This is a genomic window from Xanthomonas sp., assembly GCF_017163755.1.
Taxonomy (GTDB): Bacteria; Pseudomonadota; Gammaproteobacteria; order Xanthomonadales; family Xanthomonadaceae; genus Xanthomonas_A.
Genome location: NZ_JAFIWC010000001.1, coordinates 366,944 through 384,280 on the forward strand (window position 1 = coordinate 366,944; position 17,337 = coordinate 384,280).

13 protein-coding genes are annotated in these 17,337 nt (G+C 69.8%); 10 read left to right on the plus strand and 3 right to left on the minus strand.

Going from position 1 to position 17,337, the window contains the following annotated elements:
- Window positions 1-345 precede the first annotated feature (345 nt).
- From dapD to map, 3 genes are read right to left on the minus strand one after another with little or no spacing between them, the layout of a single operon-like run.
- On the minus strand, window positions 346-1,353 hold the full coding sequence (dapD, locus tag JR065_RS01605) for a 2,3,4,5-tetrahydropyridine-2,6-dicarboxylate N-succinyltransferase (RefSeq protein WP_429001829.1): 1,008 nt from the start codon (window positions 1,351-1,353) through the stop codon (window positions 346-348).
- Window positions 1,314-3,953 (minus strand): [protein-PII] uridylyltransferase, encoded by a 2,640-nt coding sequence (locus JR065_RS01610; protein ID WP_343237226.1) that lies wholly within the window; start codon window positions 3,951-3,953, stop codon window positions 1,314-1,316. Before JR065_RS01610 ends, dapD begins: the two co-directional genes overlap by 40 nt.
- Entirely contained in the window at window positions 3,950-4,726 is a 777-nt protein-coding gene (gene map, locus JR065_RS01615; protein WP_241093278.1) for a type I methionyl aminopeptidase, read from the minus strand. Before map ends, JR065_RS01610 begins: the two co-directional genes overlap by 4 nt.
- Before the next feature lie 392 nt (window positions 4,727-5,118).
- On the opposite strand from map, the gene rpsB reads away from it, so the two are divergent.
- The 10 genes from rpsB to bamA all read left to right on the plus strand — a co-directional run bounded on the left by rpsB (window position 5,119) and on the right by bamA (window position 17,071).
- The gene (gene rpsB / locus JR065_RS01620; protein ID WP_206231562.1) at window positions 5,119-5,919 is read left to right on the plus strand and encodes a 30S ribosomal protein S2; all 801 of its coding nucleotides are present in this window, start codon (window positions 5,119-5,121) and stop codon (window positions 5,917-5,919) included.
- Window positions 5,920-6,067: 148 nt separating this feature from the next.
- Complete coding sequence (tsf, locus tag JR065_RS01625; protein WP_206231563.1) at window positions 6,068-6,946, plus strand: translation elongation factor Ts; 879 nt, start codon at window positions 6,068-6,070, stop codon at window positions 6,944-6,946.
- A gap of 113 nt (window positions 6,947-7,059) precedes the next feature.
- On the plus strand, window positions 7,060-8,562 hold the full coding sequence (locus JR065_RS01630; protein WP_206231564.1) for a sensor domain-containing diguanylate cyclase: 1,503 nt from the start codon (window positions 7,060-7,062) through the stop codon (window positions 8,560-8,562).
- Between the two features lie 98 nt (window positions 8,563-8,660).
- Entirely contained in the window at window positions 8,661-9,383 is a 723-nt protein-coding gene (gene pyrH, locus JR065_RS01635; RefSeq protein ID WP_206231565.1) for a UMP kinase, read from the plus strand.
- Window positions 9,384-9,602: 219 nt separating this feature from the next.
- Window positions 9,603-10,160: a ribosome recycling factor gene (gene frr / locus JR065_RS01640; protein WP_206231566.1), complete on the plus strand. Its 558-nt coding sequence runs from the start codon at window positions 9,603-9,605 to the stop codon at window positions 10,158-10,160.
- Window positions 10,161-10,198: 38 nt separating this feature from the next.
- Window positions 10,199-10,939, plus strand: a complete 741-nt coding sequence (gene uppS / locus JR065_RS01645; RefSeq protein WP_206231567.1) for a polyprenyl diphosphate synthase — start codon at window positions 10,199-10,201, stop codon at window positions 10,937-10,939.
- Complete coding sequence (locus JR065_RS01650) at window positions 10,936-11,760, plus strand: phosphatidate cytidylyltransferase (RefSeq protein WP_206231568.1); 825 nt, start codon at window positions 10,936-10,938, stop codon at window positions 11,758-11,760. Before uppS ends, JR065_RS01650 begins: the two co-directional genes overlap by 4 nt.
- 249 nt (window positions 11,761-12,009) lie before the next feature.
- The gene (gene dxr / locus JR065_RS01655) at window positions 12,010-13,200 is read left to right on the plus strand and encodes a 1-deoxy-D-xylulose-5-phosphate reductoisomerase (protein ID WP_206231569.1); all 1,191 of its coding nucleotides are present in this window, start codon (window positions 12,010-12,012) and stop codon (window positions 13,198-13,200) included.
- A gap of 26 nt (window positions 13,201-13,226) precedes the next feature.
- Window positions 13,227-14,579, plus strand: coding sequence for an RIP metalloprotease RseP (gene rseP / locus JR065_RS01660; RefSeq protein WP_206231570.1), 1,353 nt, complete (start codon window positions 13,227-13,229; stop codon window positions 14,577-14,579).
- An 86-nt stretch (window positions 14,580-14,665) separates the two neighbouring features.
- Complete coding sequence (gene bamA, locus JR065_RS01665) at window positions 14,666-17,071, plus strand: outer membrane protein assembly factor BamA (protein WP_206231571.1); 2,406 nt, start codon at window positions 14,666-14,668, stop codon at window positions 17,069-17,071.
- The last annotated feature ends 266 nt before the right edge of the window (window positions 17,072-17,337 follow it).

Sequence of the window (17,337 nt, forward strand, 5' to 3'; positions counted from 1 at the left end):
GGCGAAGCCTCGCGATCGGGCGCCGCGTCACAGCCCGACAGCGCGAAAACGGCCGCAGCCAACCAAGGACCCATCGTCATTCGCATATCGTTCTCCTGTCAGCGCGGATGCAGCGGCCATGGGCAGCGCGGACCGGATGCGATGCCGATCCCGGAGAAACCGGCGGCCCGGTGCGCTGCGCGATGTCGCGGCGCAGGTTATCCGGCGGCCGATGTACGTGCGCTTTGCGGCTCCGTGGCCGGGGGAGAACCGGCCACGGAGCCGCGGCTTGTCCGCCAGCGCCGCGATCATGCCGCCGGCGGGGAGCGCGGCCGGATCCGCATCGCAGCGGCCCCGCCCGGCGGCTCAGTCGGCCAGGCCGCGCAGCAGGTCGTTGACGCTGGTCTTGCTGCGGGTCTTGGCATCGACCTGCTTGACGATCACCGCGCAGTACAGCGAGTGCGTGCCGTCCTGGGCCGGCAGCGAGCCGGACACCACCACGCTGCCCGGCGGCACGTAGCCGTAGGAGATCTCGCCGGTGGCGCGGTTGTAGATGCGCGTGCTCTGGCCCAGGAACACGCCCATGCCGATCACGCTGTGATGGCCGACGACCACGCCTTCGACCACTTCCGAGCGCGCGCCGATGAAGCAGTGGTCCTCGATGATGGTCGGGCTGGCCTGCAGCGGTTCCAGCACCCCGCCGATGCCGGCGCCGCCGGACAAGTGGCAATGCTTGCCGACCTGCGCGCAGGAACCGACCGTGGCCCAGGTGTCGACCATGGTGCCCTCGCCCACGTGCGCGCCGATGTTGACGAAGCTCGGCATCAGCACCACGTCCTTGCCGAAATAGGTGCCGCGCCGCGCCACCGCGCCCGGCACCACGCGCACCCCGGCCTTGCGGAACCTGGCCTCGTCGTAGCCGGCGAAGCGCGCTTCGACCTTGTCCCAGAACGGCGCCGGCTTGGCCTCGACCACCGCCATGTCGTTGACCCGGAAGTACAGCAGCACCGCCTTCTTCAGCCACTCGTTGACCTTCCAGCCCCCGTGCCCGTCCGGCTCGGCGACGCGGAACAGGCCCGATTCCAGGCCGTCGATGACCCGGTTGACCACCGGCCGGGTGGAGCCCTCGATCTCGTCCAGGGTCAGCGCCGCGCGGCGCTCGAAGGCGCTGTCGATGGTGAACTTCAGCTCGTCGGCACCGCTGCCGGCGGGCTTGGCGCGCGCCGGCTTGCCGGCCGCCAACGCCTTCTTCGCCGCGGGCTTGGCCGCGGCAGGCTTGGCCGCCGCGGGCTTGGCGGCGACGGGCTTCTTGGTGGCGGGCTTCTTGGTGGCCATCAGCGGGATTCTCCGGTCTTGGTATCGGGGTCCAGGCAGGCCTGCAACGCGGCGTGCAGGGCCTGGCGGGCGTCTTCGGGCAACGGCAGGTCGTGCTCGTCGGTGATCTGGAACTGGTCTTCGGCGCGTTCGCCGAACGTGGCGATGCGCGCGTCGTGCACGCGCAGCTGCTGGCCGCGCAGGATCTGCGCCACGTCGGACAGCAGGCCGGGACGGTCCGGCGCGACCAGGCTCAGGCGGGTGCGGCGGCCGTCCACCGTCTCGCGGAACTCGATGCGCGGGGCGAAACGGAAATGCCGCAGCTGCCGGGGCACCACCCGGCGCGCCGGGCGCAGCCGGCCCAGGTCGCCGGCCAGCGCGGCGCGCAGCGCGGCCTCGAGCTGGGCGATGTCGCCGGTGGCGAAGCTGTCGGCGGGCATCACCTCGAACGTATCGAAGATCGCATCGTGCGGCGCGTCGAGCACGCGCGCGCGGTGGATGCCGTAGCCGAGCCGGTCCAGGGTCATCACGATCGCCGCGAACAGGCCGTCGCGGTCGGGCGAATAGACGAACACCTCCAGCGCATCGTCGTCCGGGGTGACCGGACGCACCTTCACCAGGGTGCCGCCCAGCGCCACTTCCATCAGCGCGCTCGCCTGCCAGGCCAGCTGCTCGGGACGGAAGCGCAGGAAGCTCTCGTTCGGCATGCCGGCGAACTGGCGATCGATGGTGGCGTCGTCGTGGCCCTGGATGTGCATCAGCGCGCGCGTGGCCTCGCGCGCCTCCTGCACGCGCTCGGCCGCCGGCACCGGGTTTTCCAGGCCCTCGCGCAGCGCGCGGCGCGCGGCGAAGTACAGGTCGGCCAGCAGGCGGTCCTTCCATGCGTTCCACAGTTTGGGGCTGGTGCCGGCGATGTCGGCGCAGGTCAGCAGATACAGGTAGTCCAGCCGCTCGCGGTCGCCGACCAGGGTGGCGAAGCGGTGGATCACCTCCGGATCGGAGATGTCCTGCTTCTGCGCGGTCACCGACATGCGCAGGTGCTGCTCGACCAGCCACACCACCAGTTCGGTGTCCTGCGCGCTGAGCGCGTGGGCCGCGCAGAACGCGCGCGCGTCCACCGCGCCGAGTTCTGAATGGTCGCCGCCGCGGCCCTTGGCGATGTCGTGGAACAGCCCGGCCAGCAGCAGCAGTTCCGGCTTGCGCAGCCGCGGCCACACCTCGTGCGCGATCGAGAAGCGGTCGTCGGCGCGCGCGCTGGCGAACACCGCGATGTTCTTCAGCACCATCAGCGTGTGCTGGTCGACGGTGTACACATGGAACAGGTCGAACTGCATGCGCCCGGACACCTGCGCGAAGGCCGGGATCCACTGCCCGAGCACGCCCAGCCGCGCCATCCGGGTCAGGATCTGCACCGCGCGCGGGCCGCGCAGCAGGGTCATGAAGCGCTCGCGCGCCAGCGCGCTGGCGTCCTCGTACGACGGCAGTTGCGACAGCGCTTCGGCCAGCGCGCGCGCGGTCAGCGAATGCAGCCCGCGCACCTCGCCGTGCGCGGCCCAGGTGGCGAACAGCGCGAACACCTGCACCGGGTCGGCCTGCGGCCAGCTCTCCGCGTCGGCGGCAAGGTAGCCGCGGCGCAACGAGAAGCCGCCGCCAAGCGGCTGCGGCTGCGCCTCGCCGTCGAACTGCTCCTCGAAGCGCTGCAGCAGCCGGTCGCTGATGCGCCGGACCATCGCCGCGCTGCGGTAGAAGCGCTGCATCATCTTCTCCACGCCGAGGTTGTCCGGGTCGTCGGCGTAGCCCAGGCGCTGCGCCAGGGTCTTCTGGTAGTCGAACCGCAGCCGCTCCTCCGGGCGCCCGGCGACCAGGTGCAGGCCGAAGCGCAACCGCGCCAGCGACTTGCGCTCGCGCGCCAGCGCCTCGGCCTCGTCGTGGCCCAGGTGGCCCAGCCCGACCAGCGCCTCCAGGTCGCGCACGCCGAACGCGCGCAGCGCCATCCAGCCCAGCGTATGCAGGTCGCGCAGCCCGCCCGGGCCGTCCTTGATGTCCGGCTCAAGATTGTCGGCGGTGTCGCCGAAGCGCTGGTGGCGGTTGAGCAGTTCCTCGCGCTTGGCCTGGAAGAACTCGCGCGGCGGCCACACCCGCTGCGGCGCGATCGCCGCGGCCAGCGACGCCCTGGCCGCGGCGTCGGCGAGCAGCGGGCGCGCCTCGATCAGCGCGGTGAGCACGGTCTGGTCGGCGCAGGCCACGGTGCATTCGGCCGCCGAACGCACCGCGTGGCTGACCGGCACCCCGGCATCCCACAGCAGCGCGAACAGCCGCGCCAGCGCCTGCTCGTGGGCGCGCTGCGCGGCCGGCTCGCCGAGCACCAGCAGGTCGATGTCCGAGCGCGGGAACAGCTCGCCGCGGCCGTAGCCGCCGACCGCGTACAGCGCCAGGCCGGCATCGGCCGGCACGCAGCGCGCCCAGACGTTCTTGATCAGCTGGTCGACCGCGCGCGCGCGCAGCGCCAGCAGCCGGTCGATGTCGTCGTCCTGGTCGAAGCGCCTGCACAGCTTGGCGTCGGCGTTGGCCAGCAGCTGCCGGATCGAGGCGACCCAGTCGCCGTCGTCGGCGCTACCGGCCGGCGTGCCGGCGTCGCTGCCGGCCGGCAGCGGGCTCACGGCTCGCCGAGACCGCCGGGCGACAGGGTCAGCACCTCGACCCCGTCCTCGGTGACCGCGACCATGTGTTCCCACTGCGCCGACAGCTTGCGGTCCTTGGTGACCACGGTCCAGCCGTCGGGCAGCACCCGGGTGTGGCGGGCGCCTTCGTTGATCATCGGCTCGATGGTGAAGGTCATGCCCGGCTTGAGCACCAGGCCTTCGCCGGGGCGTCCGTAGTGCAGCACCTGCGGTTCGTCGTGGTAGACCTTGCCGATGCCGTGGCCGCAGTACTCGCGCACCACGCTGAAACGCTCGCCCTCGGCGTACTGCTGGATCGCGTGGCCGACGTCGCCCAGGGTGGCGCCGGGACGCACCGCGCGGATGCCGCGCCACATCGCCTCGTAGGTGGCCTCGACCAGGCGCCGCGCCATCACCGACGGGGTGCCGGCGTAGTACATGCGGCTGGTGTCGCCATGCCAGCCGTCCTTGATCACGGTGACGTCGATGTTGACGATGTCGCCGTCCTTGAGGACCTTGCTGTCGCTGGGGATGCCGTGGCAGATCACGTTGTTGACCGAGCTGCACACGGTCTTCGGGTAGCCGCGGTAGCCGATGTTGGCCGGGATCGCCTGCTGCACGTTGACGATATGGTCGTGGCAGATGCGGTCCAGTTCGGCGGTGGTCACGCCGGGTTTCACATGCGGCCCGATGATGTCGAGCACCTCGGCGGCCAGCCGGCCGGCGATGCGCATCTTCTCGATGTCCTGGGGGGTTTTCAGATTGACGGTCATGGGAACCATTATCGCCCATACCGCCGCTTGCTGAACGGGCCGTCGCGGCCGGCGGTTCGTTTCGGCTCAGTTGCCGCCGCCCCGGCTCCCGGCGCGGCGCCCGCGGCCGCTCGCACCGCCGTGCGTTGCGCGGCGGCCCCGTCCGGGCTACACTTCGCCGGCTCCGTTGTGCCTCTCGGCCCGACGGATACCGTCCACGCCGGACGCACCGGCGAATTCACACCTGCTGCCATCGCCCGTGCCGGGGTGCTCCGCGAGGAGTTCGGACACGTAAGGCCGCAGGGAGGCCCAACCCCGGAATCGTCGTGCGAGCCCGCCAAGGCCCGCACGCCATGCGCGGACTCCATCTACCACAGCCGCGCACGGCCGGTTCCCCATCAGGAGTCACTGCAATGCCCCAGGTCACCATGCGTCAGATGCTGGAAGCCGGCGTCCACTTCGGCCACCAGACCCGCTACTGGAACCCCAAGATGGCGCCGTACATCTTCGGCGCGCGCGGCAAGATCCACATCATCAACCTCGAGAAGACGGTTCCGCTGTTCAACGACGCGATGAACTTCATCTCCAGCGTCGCGCAGAAGCGCGGCACCATCCTGTTCCTGGGCACCAAGCGCAGCGCGCGCGACTCGGTGAAGGAAGAGGCCGAGCGTTGCGGCCAGCCGTTCATGACCCAGCGCTGGCTGGGCGGCACGCTGACCAACTTCCGTACCGTCAAGCAGTCGGTGGCGCGCCTGAAGGAGCTGGAAGCGGCCGAGACCGACGGCACCTTCGACAAGCTGGTCAAGCACGAAGTGCTGACCCTGCGCCGCGAGCGCGACAAGCTGGAAGCCTCGCTGGGCGGCATCAAGGAAATGAACCGCCTGCCGGACGCGCTGTTCGTCATCGACATCGGCCATGAAGACATCGCCATCAAGGAAGCCAAGAAGCTCGGCATTCCGGTGATCGCGGTGGTCGACACCAACTACAACCCGGAACTGGTGGACTACGCCATCCCGGGCAACGACGACGCCATCCGTGCCGTGCAGCTGTACGCCCGCGCCGCCGCCGACGCCGTGCTGGAAGGCAAGGCCGCCGCGCCGAACGCCGCCAGCGTGCGCGAGGAAGAGTTCACCGCCGAGGCCGGCGACGACAAGGGCCGCGGCCCGCGCAAGAACGGCAAGAAGGCCGAAGAAGCCGCTCCCGCCGCCGAGTAACCGGCGCGCCATGCGGCGGCGCGATCATGCGCAGCCGCATCCCGGCGCGCGCCGCGCGCCCGGGTCCGTGGGCGTCGCAAGCGCCCGCTCCCCAGAATTACCGGCCGGCCGCAGGCCGGCCCTTTCCCACCTTTTGTGAGGTCACCCCGTGGAAATCACTGCTTCCCTGGTCAAGGAACTGCGCGAGCGCACCGGCGCCGGCATGATGGAGTGCAAGAAGGCGCTCACCGAGAACGCCGGCAACATCGACAACGCCGCCGAGTGGCTGCGCAAGTCGGGCCTGGCCAAGGCCGACAAGAAGGCCGGCCGCGTCGCCGCCGAAGGCCGTATCGCGGTCGCCCAGGACGGCGGCAAGGCCGTGCTGGTCGAGATCAACTCCGAGACCGACTTCGTCGCCAAGGACAACAACTTCCTGGCCTTCGCCGACGCCGTGGCCCAGGCCGCGCTGAACTCGGCCGTGGCCGACGCCGAGGCGCTGAAGGGCGCCAAGCTGGCCGGCGGCGAGACCGTCGAGGAAGCCCGCGCCGCGGTCATCGCCAAGGTCGGCGAGAACGTGCAGGTGCGCCGCCTGGCGCGCATCGACAGCGCCAACAACGTCGCCGCCTACGTGCACGGCGGCCGCATCGGCGTGCTGGTCGAGGTCAAGGGCGGCGACGCCGAGCTGGCCCGCGGCATCGCCATGCACATCGCGGCGATGAACCCGCCGCACGTGAAGGCCTCCGACGTCCCGGCCGACTTCGTCGCCAAGGAAAAGGAGATCGAGCTGGCCAAGATGTCCGAGAAGGACAAGGCCAAGCCGGCCGACATCCTGGAGAAGATCATCAGCGGCAAGATCGCCAAGATCGTCAACGAGGTCACCCTGTACGGCCAGCCCTACGTGCTGAACACCGACCAGACCGTCGAGCAGGCGGTCAAGGCCGCCGGCGCCGAGGTGCTGGGCTTCCAGCGCCTGGCCGTGGGCGAAGGCATCGAGAAGGTGGTGGAAGACTACGCCGCCGAAGTGATGAAGCAGGCCGGCCTGGCCTGAGCCGGCGCGCCCGGTGAAAAGAAGCCGCGACCTGTCGCGGCTTTTTTTTGCCTGGTGTTAACCTGCACCGGCAGGGACGTATGCTGTCCCAGTTCACACTTTCGCGGAACCGCATGCGCCCTGAACTCGAAGCCGTCCTGGCTCACTCCCGCAACCTGCCCTCGCCGCCGGGGATCGCGCTGCGCATCATCGACCTCGCCCAGGACCCCGAGGTCGACCTCACCACCACCGCCGACGCGATCGCGATGGACATGGCGCTGAGCGCACGCATGCTGCGCATCGCCAATTCGCCGCTGTACGCCAGCCGGCGCCGGATCGACAACCTCGGCCAGGCGCTGACCATGCTCGGGCTCAACGCCGCGCTGAGCCTGGCGCTGGGCTTCTCGATGGTGCAGAGCCTGCGCCACGGCACCGCCTCGGGCGACCTGCAGGAGCGGATCTGGCGGCGCAGCGTGCTGGCGTCGCTGGCCAGCCGCCTGCTCGGCCAGGCCGTGGGCCTGCGCAAGCACGAGGAACTGATGCTGGCCGGGCTGCTGCACGACATGGGCGCGCTGGCCCTGCTCCACGTCTGCCACGACGACTACGCGCCGCTGCTGCGCCAGGCCGACGGCGACGAGGCGCTGGTCGCGCTGGAGCGCGAGCGCCTGGGCTGCGACCACGCCGAGGTGGGCGCCTGGCTGGCGCAGAAATGGAAGCTTCCCGGCTACCTGCAGCGCAGCATCGGCGGCGGCGAAGCCACCCGGCCCAGCGAGCAGCTGTTCGACAAGTGCGTGGCGCTGTCGGGCCTGGTCGCCGACATCTGGTTGGCCGCCGACACCGATGCGGCGCGGCGCCAGGCGATGGAACGGGTCTACCGCGAACTGCAGCTGGACAGCGGCCGCTTCGACCAGGTGATCGCCGCGATGGCCGAGGCGCTGCCGACGATCGCGCCGATCTTCGAGGTCCGCATCGGGCAGCCCGAGCGCATCGACGCGATCATCAGCCATGCCAGGGAACTGATGGTGCTGCGCAACCTGCGCGAGATCCAGGAGGCCACCCGCGCACGCCACCAGGCCGACGAATCGGAGCATCGCGCGCGCCGCCTCGCCGAGCAGGCCAGCCGCGACTCGCTGACCGGCGTGTACAACCGCCACCAGCTGGAGGTGCTGCTGGAGCAGCAGTTCGAACTGGCCACGCGCCACGACTGGCCGCTGTCGGTGGCCTTCATCGACCTGGACGACTTCAAGAAGATCAACGACGTGCACGGCCACCTGATCGGCGACCAGGTGCTGCGCGCGTTCGCGCAGACCCTGCAGCCGATGCTGCGCAGCAGCGACACGGTGTCGCGCTTCGGCGGCGAGGAATTCCTGATCCTGCTGCCCAACACCAGCGAGGAGGCGGCGCTGGCGGTGATCCGGCGCATCCTCGCCGACATCACCCAGCGGCCGATGACCGAGGTGAAGAGCGGCCCGCTGCACATCAGCTTCTCCGCGGGCATCGCCACCCAGGGCGGGCGCGAGCGCTTCAGCACCGCGCAGGACCTGCTGCAGGCCGCCGACGACATGCTCTACCGCTCCAAGCACACCGGCCGCAACCGGGTCACCGCGCGCTCCTTCAGCGGCGATACGCTGGCCTGAGCGCGGCACGGCGCGGCGGCCGCGCGCGCGGCCGGCAGATTTCCGCGCCCCGCTTCCGCTAGAATCGCCCTCGTTTGCCCGTCCCCCACGAGGTCCCTATGTCCCAGCTCGCCTATCGCCGCATCCTGTTGAAACTTTCCGGGGAGGCGCTGATGGGTAGCGGCGACTACGGCATCGACCCCAAGGTCATCAATCGCCTCGCGCACGAGGTCATCGAAGCGCAGCAGGCCGGCGCCGAAGTGGCGCTGGTGATCGGCGGCGGCAACATCTTCCGCGGCGCCGGCCTGGCCGCCGGCGGCATGGACCGGGTCACCGGCGACCACATGGGCATGCTGGCCACGGTGATCAACGCGCTGGCGATGCAGGACGCGCTGGAGAAGCTCGGCGCCAAGGTGCGGGTGATGAGCGCGATCAAGATCAACGACGTGTGCGAGGACTTCATCCGCCGCCGCGCGATCCGCCACCTGGAGAAGGGCCGCATCGCGATCTTCGCCGCCGGTACCGGCAACCCGTTCTTCACCACCGACTCCGGCGCGGCGCTGCGCGCGATCGAGATCGGCGCCGACCTGCTGCTGAAGGCGACCAAGGTCGACGGCGTCTACGACAAGGACCCGAAGAAGCACCCCGACGCGGTGCGCTTCGACAGCCTGACCTACGACGAGGTGATCGCGCGCAACCTGGAGGTGATGGACACCGCCGCCTTCGCGCTGGCCCGCGACAGCGACCTGCCGCTGCGCATCTTCGACATGGGCCAACCCGGCGAACTGCTGAAGATCCTGCGCGGGGCCAACATCGGCACGCTGGTGAAGGGGCGCAGCTGAGTGTAGCCGGGATTCGGGACTCGGGACTCGGGACTCGGGACTCGGAGAGCATTGCACTGCAGCACCGATGCGAGCGCTTCGGCTGCCTGCAACGGTGCGACAAGCCCCGCTCCCGGCGGTGTCCGCGCCTTTCCGAGTCCCGAGTCCCCTGTCCCGAGTCCCGGCAGTCCCCGGTCCCGGCTATAATCGTCCGATTCAGATTCAGCACGGACACCGGCGATGCTCAACGAAATCAAACAAGACGCGCAGACCCGCATGGCCAAGAGCATCGACGCTCTGCGGCATACGCTCATCAAGGTGCGTACCGGCCGCGCCTCGACCGCGCTGGTCGAGCACCTGCGGGTCAACTACTACGGTTCGGACATGCCGCTGAGCCAGGTCGCCAGCGTCGCGGTCACCGACGCCCGCTCGCTGACCATCAGCCCGTGGGAAAAGCAGATGGTCAGCGCGGTGGAGAAGGCGATCCTGGCCTCGGACCTGGGCCTGACCCCGAACACCTCCGGCACCACCATCCGCCTGAACCTGCCCGCGCTGACCGAGGAACGTCGCCGCGAGCTGTCCAAGGTCGTGCATGGCGAAGGCGAGGACAGCAAGGTCGCCATCCGCAACATCCGCCGCGACGCCAACCAGCAGATCAAGGACCTGCTCAAGGACAAGAAGGTCACCGAGGACGAGGCCCGCGCCAGCGAGGACGACATCCAGAAGCTGACCGACAAGGCGATCAAGGACGTGGACGAGGTGGTCAAGGCCAAGGAACAGGAACTGATGGCGGTCTGAGCCTGCGCCGCCCCGGCCTGCCCGACGACCCCGCCTCCATGTCCCTACCCCGCCATATCGCCATCATCATGGATGGCAACGGCCGCTGGGCGCAGCGCCGCCGGCGTCCGCGCGTGATCGGCCACCGCGCCGGCGCGCGCGCGGTCAACCGCACCATCGACTTCTGCCTGGAGCGTGGCATCCCCGCGCTGACCCTGTTCGCCTTCTCCAGCGAGAACTGGGGCCGGCCGCAGGAGGAAGTGGACGCATTGATGAAGCTGTTCCTGCACGCGCTGGACCGCGAGGTCGAGGAACTGCAGCGGCGCGGCGTGCGCGTGCGCTTCATCGGCGACCGCAGCCGTTTCGCCCCGGCGCTGCGCGAGCGCATGGCCCAGGCCGAGGCGCGCACCGGCGACAACCAGGCGCTGCACCTGTCCATCGCCGCCAGCTACGGCGGCCGCCAGGACATCGCCCAGGCCGCGCGCGCGCTGGCCGAGGAGGTCGCCGCCGGGCGCCTGCGCCCGGAGCAGATCGACGAGGCCGCGCTGTCGGCGCGGATGGCGCTGGCCGACCTGCCGGCGCCCGACCTGTTCATCCGCACCGGCGGCGACACCCGGATCAGCAACTTCCTGCTGTGGCAGCTGGCCTACACCGAACTGTGGTTCACCGAGACCCTCTGGCCGGAGTTCGGCGCCGAGGTGCTGCAACAAGCCCTGGACGACTACGCCGGCCGCGAGCGGCGTTTCGGCCTGACCAGCGCACAGGTCGCCGCCCCGGCGACGGAGAGCACATCCGCATGACCCGTACCCGCGTCATCGCCGCGCTGATCATGGCCCCGGCCGCCGTCTGCGCCATCCTGCTGCTGCCCACGCAGTGGCTGGCGGCGCTGGCGGCGCTGCTGTTCCTGGTCGGCCTGTGGGAATGGCTGAAGCTGGCGGAGATCGACGACAGCCTGCCGCGCACCATCCTGCTGCTGCTGAACCTGCTGCTGATGGTGCTGCTGGTGTGGGCCTCGGCCGGGTCGCTGGTACTGTTCCAGCTGACCACGCTGGTCGGCGTCGGCTGGTGGTGCGTGGCGCTGCTGTGGCTGCGTTTCTTCCAGTTCGGCTCCGACCACGCCACCTATGCGCGGGTGTTCAAGCTCGCCGCCGGCACCCTGGCCATCCTGCCCGCGTGGGCGGCGCTGGTGCTGCTCCACGCCGGCGAGCCCCATGGCCACCGCTGGCTGCTGACCGCGCTGGCCACGGTATGGGCCGCCGATTCGGGCGCCTATTTCGCCGGCCGCCTGTTCGGCCGGCACAAGCTGGCGCCGCGGATCAGCCCGAACAAGACGGTCGAGGGCCTGCTCGGCGGCCTGTTCGCCGGCCTGCTGGTGGCCGCCGGCTTCGGCTGGCTGGCCGGCGTCACCGTGCCGCAGCTGCCCGGGCTGCTGATCGTCGCGGCGGTCAGCGTGCTGGCTTCGGTGGTCGGCGACCTGTTCGAAAGCCTGCTCAAGCGGCATGTCGGCGCCAAGGACTCGGGCAACGTGATCCCCGGCCACGGCGGCGTGCTGGACCGGATCGACGGTGTGCTCGCCGCGCTGCCGATCTTCGCGCTGGGCAAGGAAATCTTCGGGTTCTAGGGCCTGCTAACGCTGTTGGGATGGGTCACGCCGCGCTTGGGCGCGTGCGGGGCAAGGAAGAACGAGAGAACGCATGTCGACAAGCCAGCCAGTGATGACGCCGCCCCGTGCGCGCCCAAGCGCGGCCTTTCCGGCCGCGCCTGGCGTCCACGCCGCCGCGCGCGGCCTGCATGGGCGCCCCGCCACACGCACCCGGGCGGACACCGCCCATCGCGCCATGGCCTACCCATGGCGTTAGCAGGCCCCGGCATGGCCGCACCGGCCGTCCGCAGCGTCGCCGTCCTCGGCGCCACCGGCTCCATCGGCGCCTCGGCGCTGGACGTGATCGCGCGCCACCCGCAGCGGTTGCGCGCCAGCGTGCTGGCGGCCGGCGGCAACGTCGCCGCGCTGCTCGCGCTGTGCGCCACGCACCGGCCGGAGCATGCGGTCATCGCCGACCCGGCGCTGTACGCGGCGCTGCGCGACGGCCTGCGCGAGGCCGGCCTGCGCACCGAGGCCCATGCCGGCGCGCAGGCGTTGCACCAGTTGGTGGCCGGGCCGGCCTGCGACAGCGTCGTGGCGGCGATCGTCGGCGCCGCCGGGCTGGCCTCGACCCTGGCCGCCGCGCACGCCGGCAAGCGCCTGCTGCTGGCCAACAAGGAATCGCTGGTGCTGGCCGGCGAGCTGGTCACCGCCGCGGCCGCCGCGGCCGGCGCCGAGATCATCCCGATCGACAGCGAGCACAGCGCGATCTTCCAGTGCCTGCGCTCGCGCCACACCGGCGCGGCCGTGCGCCGCGTGGTGCTGACCGCTTCCGGCGGCCCGTTCCGCGGCTGGGACCGCGCCCGGCTGCAGGCGGTGACCCCGGCGCAGGCGGTAGCGCATCCGAAATGGTCGATGGGGCCGAAGATCTCGGTGGACTCGGCGACGCTGATGAACAAGGGCCTGGAGGTGATCGAGGCGCACCACCTGTTCGGGCTTGCGCCTTCGCGCATCGACGTGCTGGTGCACCCGCAGAGCCTGGTGCACTCGCTGGTCGAATTCATCGACGGTTCCACCTTGGCGCAGATGGGTTTGCCGGACATGCGCACCACCCTGGCGGTGGGCCTGGGCTGGCCGGAGCGGATCGAGTCGGGGGTGGCCGGGCTGGACCTGCTGGCCCATGGACGCCTGGATTTCGAGGCCCCGGACCCGGCGGCATTCCCCTGCCTGGGCCTGGCCTGGCGCGCGATGCAGGCCGGCGGCACCGCGCCTGCGATCCTGAACGCGGCCAACGAAGTGGCCGTTTCAGCCTTTCTTCAGGGCCGTATCGGTTTCCTATCGATTCCTGCGCTGGTCGAGAACGCCCTGACCGTGCTGCCTGCGGGCGCGGCCGACTCCCTGGACGCGCTGCTGGCAGCGGACGCGCAATCGCGCAAGATCACCGAACTCGCCATTGCCCGCCAGCCTGCCCATGTCTGAGACGCACGCCCCTATGAGCCACGCGCATGGGTGATTTCATCGGGTCCGTCTGGTGGATGATCGTCAGCCTGGGCGTGCTGGTGACCTTCCACGAGTTCGGCCATTTCTGGGTCGCCCGCCGCTGCGGGGTCAAGGTGCTGCGCTTCTCGGTCGGCTTCGGCAAGCCGCTGTGGTCGCGCCGCGACCGCCACGGCACCGAGTTCGCGATCGCCGCCATTCCGCTCGGTGGCTACGTGAAGATGCTCGACGAGCGCGAAGGCGACGTGCATCCGGCCGAATATCCGCACGCCTTCAACCGCAAGAGCGTATGGCAGCGCATCGCCATCGTCGCCGCCGGCCCCATCGCCAACCTGGTGCTGTGCGTGGCGCTGCTGTGGGCGATGTTCGTGATCGGCAAGCAGGACTACGCGCCGGTGGTCGGCCGCGCCGACGGGCTGGCGCTGCAGGCCGGCTTCCAGCCCGGCGAGCGCATCGTCCGCATCGGCGAGCGCGAGGCCGCCACCTGGAGCGATGCCAGCATGCAGCTGACCGTGGCCGCGATGGACCGGCAGGACGTGCGCATCGACACCGAGGACGCGCAGGGCAACGCGCGCACGCACACGCTGCGCCTGTCGCAGCTGCCGGTCGGCTTCGACGAGCAGCAGGTGCCGACCCTGGCCGGCTTCACCTGGCGCTTCTGGCTGCAGCCGGCGATCGTGTCCGAGGTGACCGAGGGCTCGGCGGCCAGCGGCCTGCTGCGGCCCGGCGACCGCATCCTGGCGGTGGACGGGCACCCGATCGACAGCGCCGACCAGGTCGCGCCGCAGGTGCAGGCGCTGGGCCGGCAGGGCAGCGGCATGATCGAGGTCGAGCGCAACGGCGAGCGCCTGGCGCTGGAAGTGACGCCCAGGCGCAGCGACGACCCGCAGCGGCCGGGCTGGGCGCTGGGCATCGGCATCGCCGCGCAGGCGCGGCCGGCGTTCGACGCCAAGCGGCAGTACGGCCCGCTGGCGGCGGTCCCGGCCGCGTTCCGCGAGACCGGCAAGCTGGCCGCCGATTCGCTGGGGATGATGCGGCGCATGCTCACCGGCCAGGCGTCGGTGAAGAACATCTCCGGGCCGATCACCATCGCCCGGGTCGCCAACGCCTCGGCCAAGCGCGGCCCGGACTGGTTCCTGAACTTCCTGGCGCTGCTGTCGCTGAGCCTGGCGATCATAAACCTGCTGCCGATCCCGATCTTGGACGGCGGGCACCTGCTGTATTACCTTATCGAGTTGGTCAAGGGCAGCCCGCTCAGCGAGCGTGCCATGGCCGCGGGGCAGTTCGTCGGCCTGGCGATGCTGGCCGGGCTGATGGGGTTGGCGTTCTACAACGACATCTTCGGCCTGGTCCTGCGATGAACCCGATGCTGATTCACTCGATCCCGCTGTCGTCGTCTTGCGCCGGCGCCCATGCAACAACGATATCGACCTCTACCGGACGTGACATGACGAGATTTCCCACTCGCCGCCTGCTTGCCCTCGCCCTCGCCGCCAGCCTCGGCTTGCCGGCCCTGGCGCAGGCGATGGAGCCCTTCACCGCCAGCGACATCCGCGTCGACGGCCTGCAGCGCATTTCCTCCGGCACCGTCTTCACCTACCTGCCGGTCGAGCGCGGCGACACGGTCGACGACGCCAAGGTCGGCGACGCGATCCGCGCGCTGTACCGCACCGGGTTCTTCGAGGACGTGCAGGTCGATCGCCAGGACAACATCCTGGTGGTCACGGTCAAGGAACGCCCGGCGATCAACAAGCTCACCGTCACCGGCAACAAGGACATCAAGAGCGAAGAGCTGCTCAAGGGCCTGTCGGACATCGGCCTGACCGAGGGCGGCACCTTCGACCGGCTGAGCCTGGACCGGGTGACCCAGGAGCTGACCCGCCAGTACAACAACCGCGGCAAGTACAACGTGGAGATCACCCCGACGGTGAGCCCGCTGGACCGCAACCGCGTCGACGTGGCGATCGCGATCAAGGAAGGCAAGGCGGCGAAGATCCAGCACGTCAACCTGGTGGGCACCGAGAAGTTCGCCAACGAGGACATCCTGGAAGGCTGGGAATCGCGCGAGCACAACTGGCTGTCGTGGTACCGCCGCGACGACCAGTACTCCAAGGAGAAGCTGTCCGGCGACCTGGAGAAGCTCAATTCCTGGTACCTGGACCGCGGCTACGTCGATTTCAGCATCGACTCCACCCAGGTCTCGATCAGCCCCGACAAGCGCGACATGTACCTGACCGCCGGCATCACCGAAGGCGAGCAGTACAAGATCTCCGAGATCAAGGTCACCGGCGACACCGTGCTGCCGCAGGAAGAAGTCGAGAAGCTGGTGATCCCCAAGCCCGGCGACACGTTCTCGCGCGCGCTGCTCGAGTTCAGTTCCGACGCGATCACCAACACGCTGAGCAACATCGGCTACGCCTTCGCCAAGGTCAACCCGATCCCGACCAGCGACCGCGAAAAGCGCACCGTCGCCGTCAACCTGCAGGTGGTGCCGGGCCCGCGCGTGGCCGTGCGCCGCATCGTGTTCAGGGGCAACACCCGCACCTCCGACGAAGTGCTGCGCCGCGAGATGCGCCAGTTCGAGGACAGCTGGTACTCGCAGGCGGCGATCGACCGTTCCAAGATCCGCCTGCAGCGCCTGGGCTACTTCGAGTCGGTGGACGTGGAAACGCCGCCGGTGCCGGGCAGCAACGACCAGGTGGACGTGGTCTACAACGTCAAGGAAACCACCTCCGGCAGCTTCACCTTCGGCCTGGGCTATTCGCAGACCTACGGCGTGACCACGTCGATCCAGCTGTCGCAGAACAACTTCCTCGGCGGCGGCAACCGCGTGGCGGTGGACGCCTCGCGCAGCAGCTACCAGGAGCGCTACTCGTTCTCCTATACCAACCCGTTCTTCACCGACGACGGCGTCTCGCTGGGCTACAACGTCTCGTACCGCAAGCTGGACTACTCCGACTTCGGCACCGCGCAGTACAACAGCACCAACGGTGCGGCGCAGGTGATCTTCGGCGTGCCGATCACCGAGAACGACACCGTGTCGGTGATGTTCGGCATCGACAGCAACCAGATCACCACCTACACCGGATTCACCCCAAGGGCGATCATCAACTACATCGATGCGATCGGCCAGCGCACCTTCCATGCGTGGCGCAGCGAACTGGGCTGGGCGCGCGACACCCGCAACGACTACTTCATGCCGACCCGCGGCATGTACCAGCGCGTCGGCCTGGAAGCCACCCTGCCCGGCTCGACCGTCGAGTACTACAAGCTGAGCTACCAGATCTCCAAGTACTGGACGATCATCCCGTCGCTGGTGCTCAACACCCGCGCCGAGTTCGGCTACGGCGATAGCTACGGCAACGACGTCTCGCGCGACATCTGCGGCGTGGAGCAGAACAACACCTACACAGCGGCGGCCTGCGATGGAAGCAACCTGATCCGCCGCGTGACCGCGTCGGGCCTGCCGTTCTATGAGAACTTCTATGCCGGTGGCACCAACTCGGTGCGCGGCTTCGAGGACAACACCCTCGGCCCGCGTTCGGAGGCCACCTCCTCGTACAGCCGCGGCCAGCCGCTGGGCGGCTCGTTCAAGACCGTCGGTTCGGCGGAAATGTACTTCCCGCGGCTGTTCGACAGCCCGTCGGCGCGCATCTCCGCGTTCGTCGACGTCGGCAACGTGTTCAACGGCGTGGACAACTACAAGACCAACGAACTGCGCGCCTCCACCGGCGTGGCGCTGCTGTGGCGCGCGCCGGTCGGGCCGATCTCGATCAGCTATGCGGTGCCGCTGAAGAAGGAAGACAACGACGAGATCGAGCGTCTGCAGTTCACCTTTGGTGGGCAGTTCTGACGAACTGCCCACCCGCCGCCAGGGCGTGGCCCTGGCGGCCCATGCTCCCGCTGTGCGGGAGCATGGGGATCGGAGCTTGGCCTTCCAAATCCCCGCGCCTGTCGGCGCGCCCCGAGCGCGTCATCGCGTTCGCGCTGACGCCCCACGATTTGCGGTGCAAATCGCGGGCCCCAGCTCATATGCTTCCAGATCCCCGCGCCTGTCGGCGCGCCCCCTTTACTAAAGGGGGCTTTTCTCCAGTTGACTGACCGCAGCTGACCGGTCCG

Coding starts and splice junctions, on each gene's coding strand:
- map (WP_241093278.1), bottom strand. CDS start 4,726: ATGACCGTCAATCTGAAAACCCCCCAGGACATCGAGAAGATGCGCATC.
- rpsB (WP_206231562.1), top strand. CDS start 5,119: ATGCCCCAGGTCACCATGCGTCAGATGCTGGAAGCCGGCGTCCACTTC.
- JR065_RS01630 (WP_206231564.1), top strand. CDS start 7,060: ATGCGCCCTGAACTCGAAGCCGTCCTGGCTCACTCCCGCAACCTGCCC.
- pyrH (WP_206231565.1), top strand. CDS start 8,661: ATGTCCCAGCTCGCCTATCGCCGCATCCTGTTGAAACTTTCCGGGGAG.
- frr (WP_206231566.1), top strand. CDS start 9,603: ATGCTCAACGAAATCAAACAAGACGCGCAGACCCGCATGGCCAAGAGC.
- uppS (WP_206231567.1), top strand. CDS start 10,199: ATGTCCCTACCCCGCCATATCGCCATCATCATGGATGGCAACGGCCGC.
- JR065_RS01650 (WP_206231568.1), top strand. CDS start 10,936: ATGACCCGTACCCGCGTCATCGCCGCGCTGATCATGGCCCCGGCCGCC.
- dxr (WP_206231569.1), top strand. CDS start 12,010: ATGGCCGCACCGGCCGTCCGCAGCGTCGCCGTCCTCGGCGCCACCGGC.
- rseP (WP_206231570.1), top strand. CDS start 13,227: ATGGGTGATTTCATCGGGTCCGTCTGGTGGATGATCGTCAGCCTGGGC.
- bamA (WP_206231571.1), top strand. CDS start 14,666: ATGACGAGATTTCCCACTCGCCGCCTGCTTGCCCTCGCCCTCGCCGCC.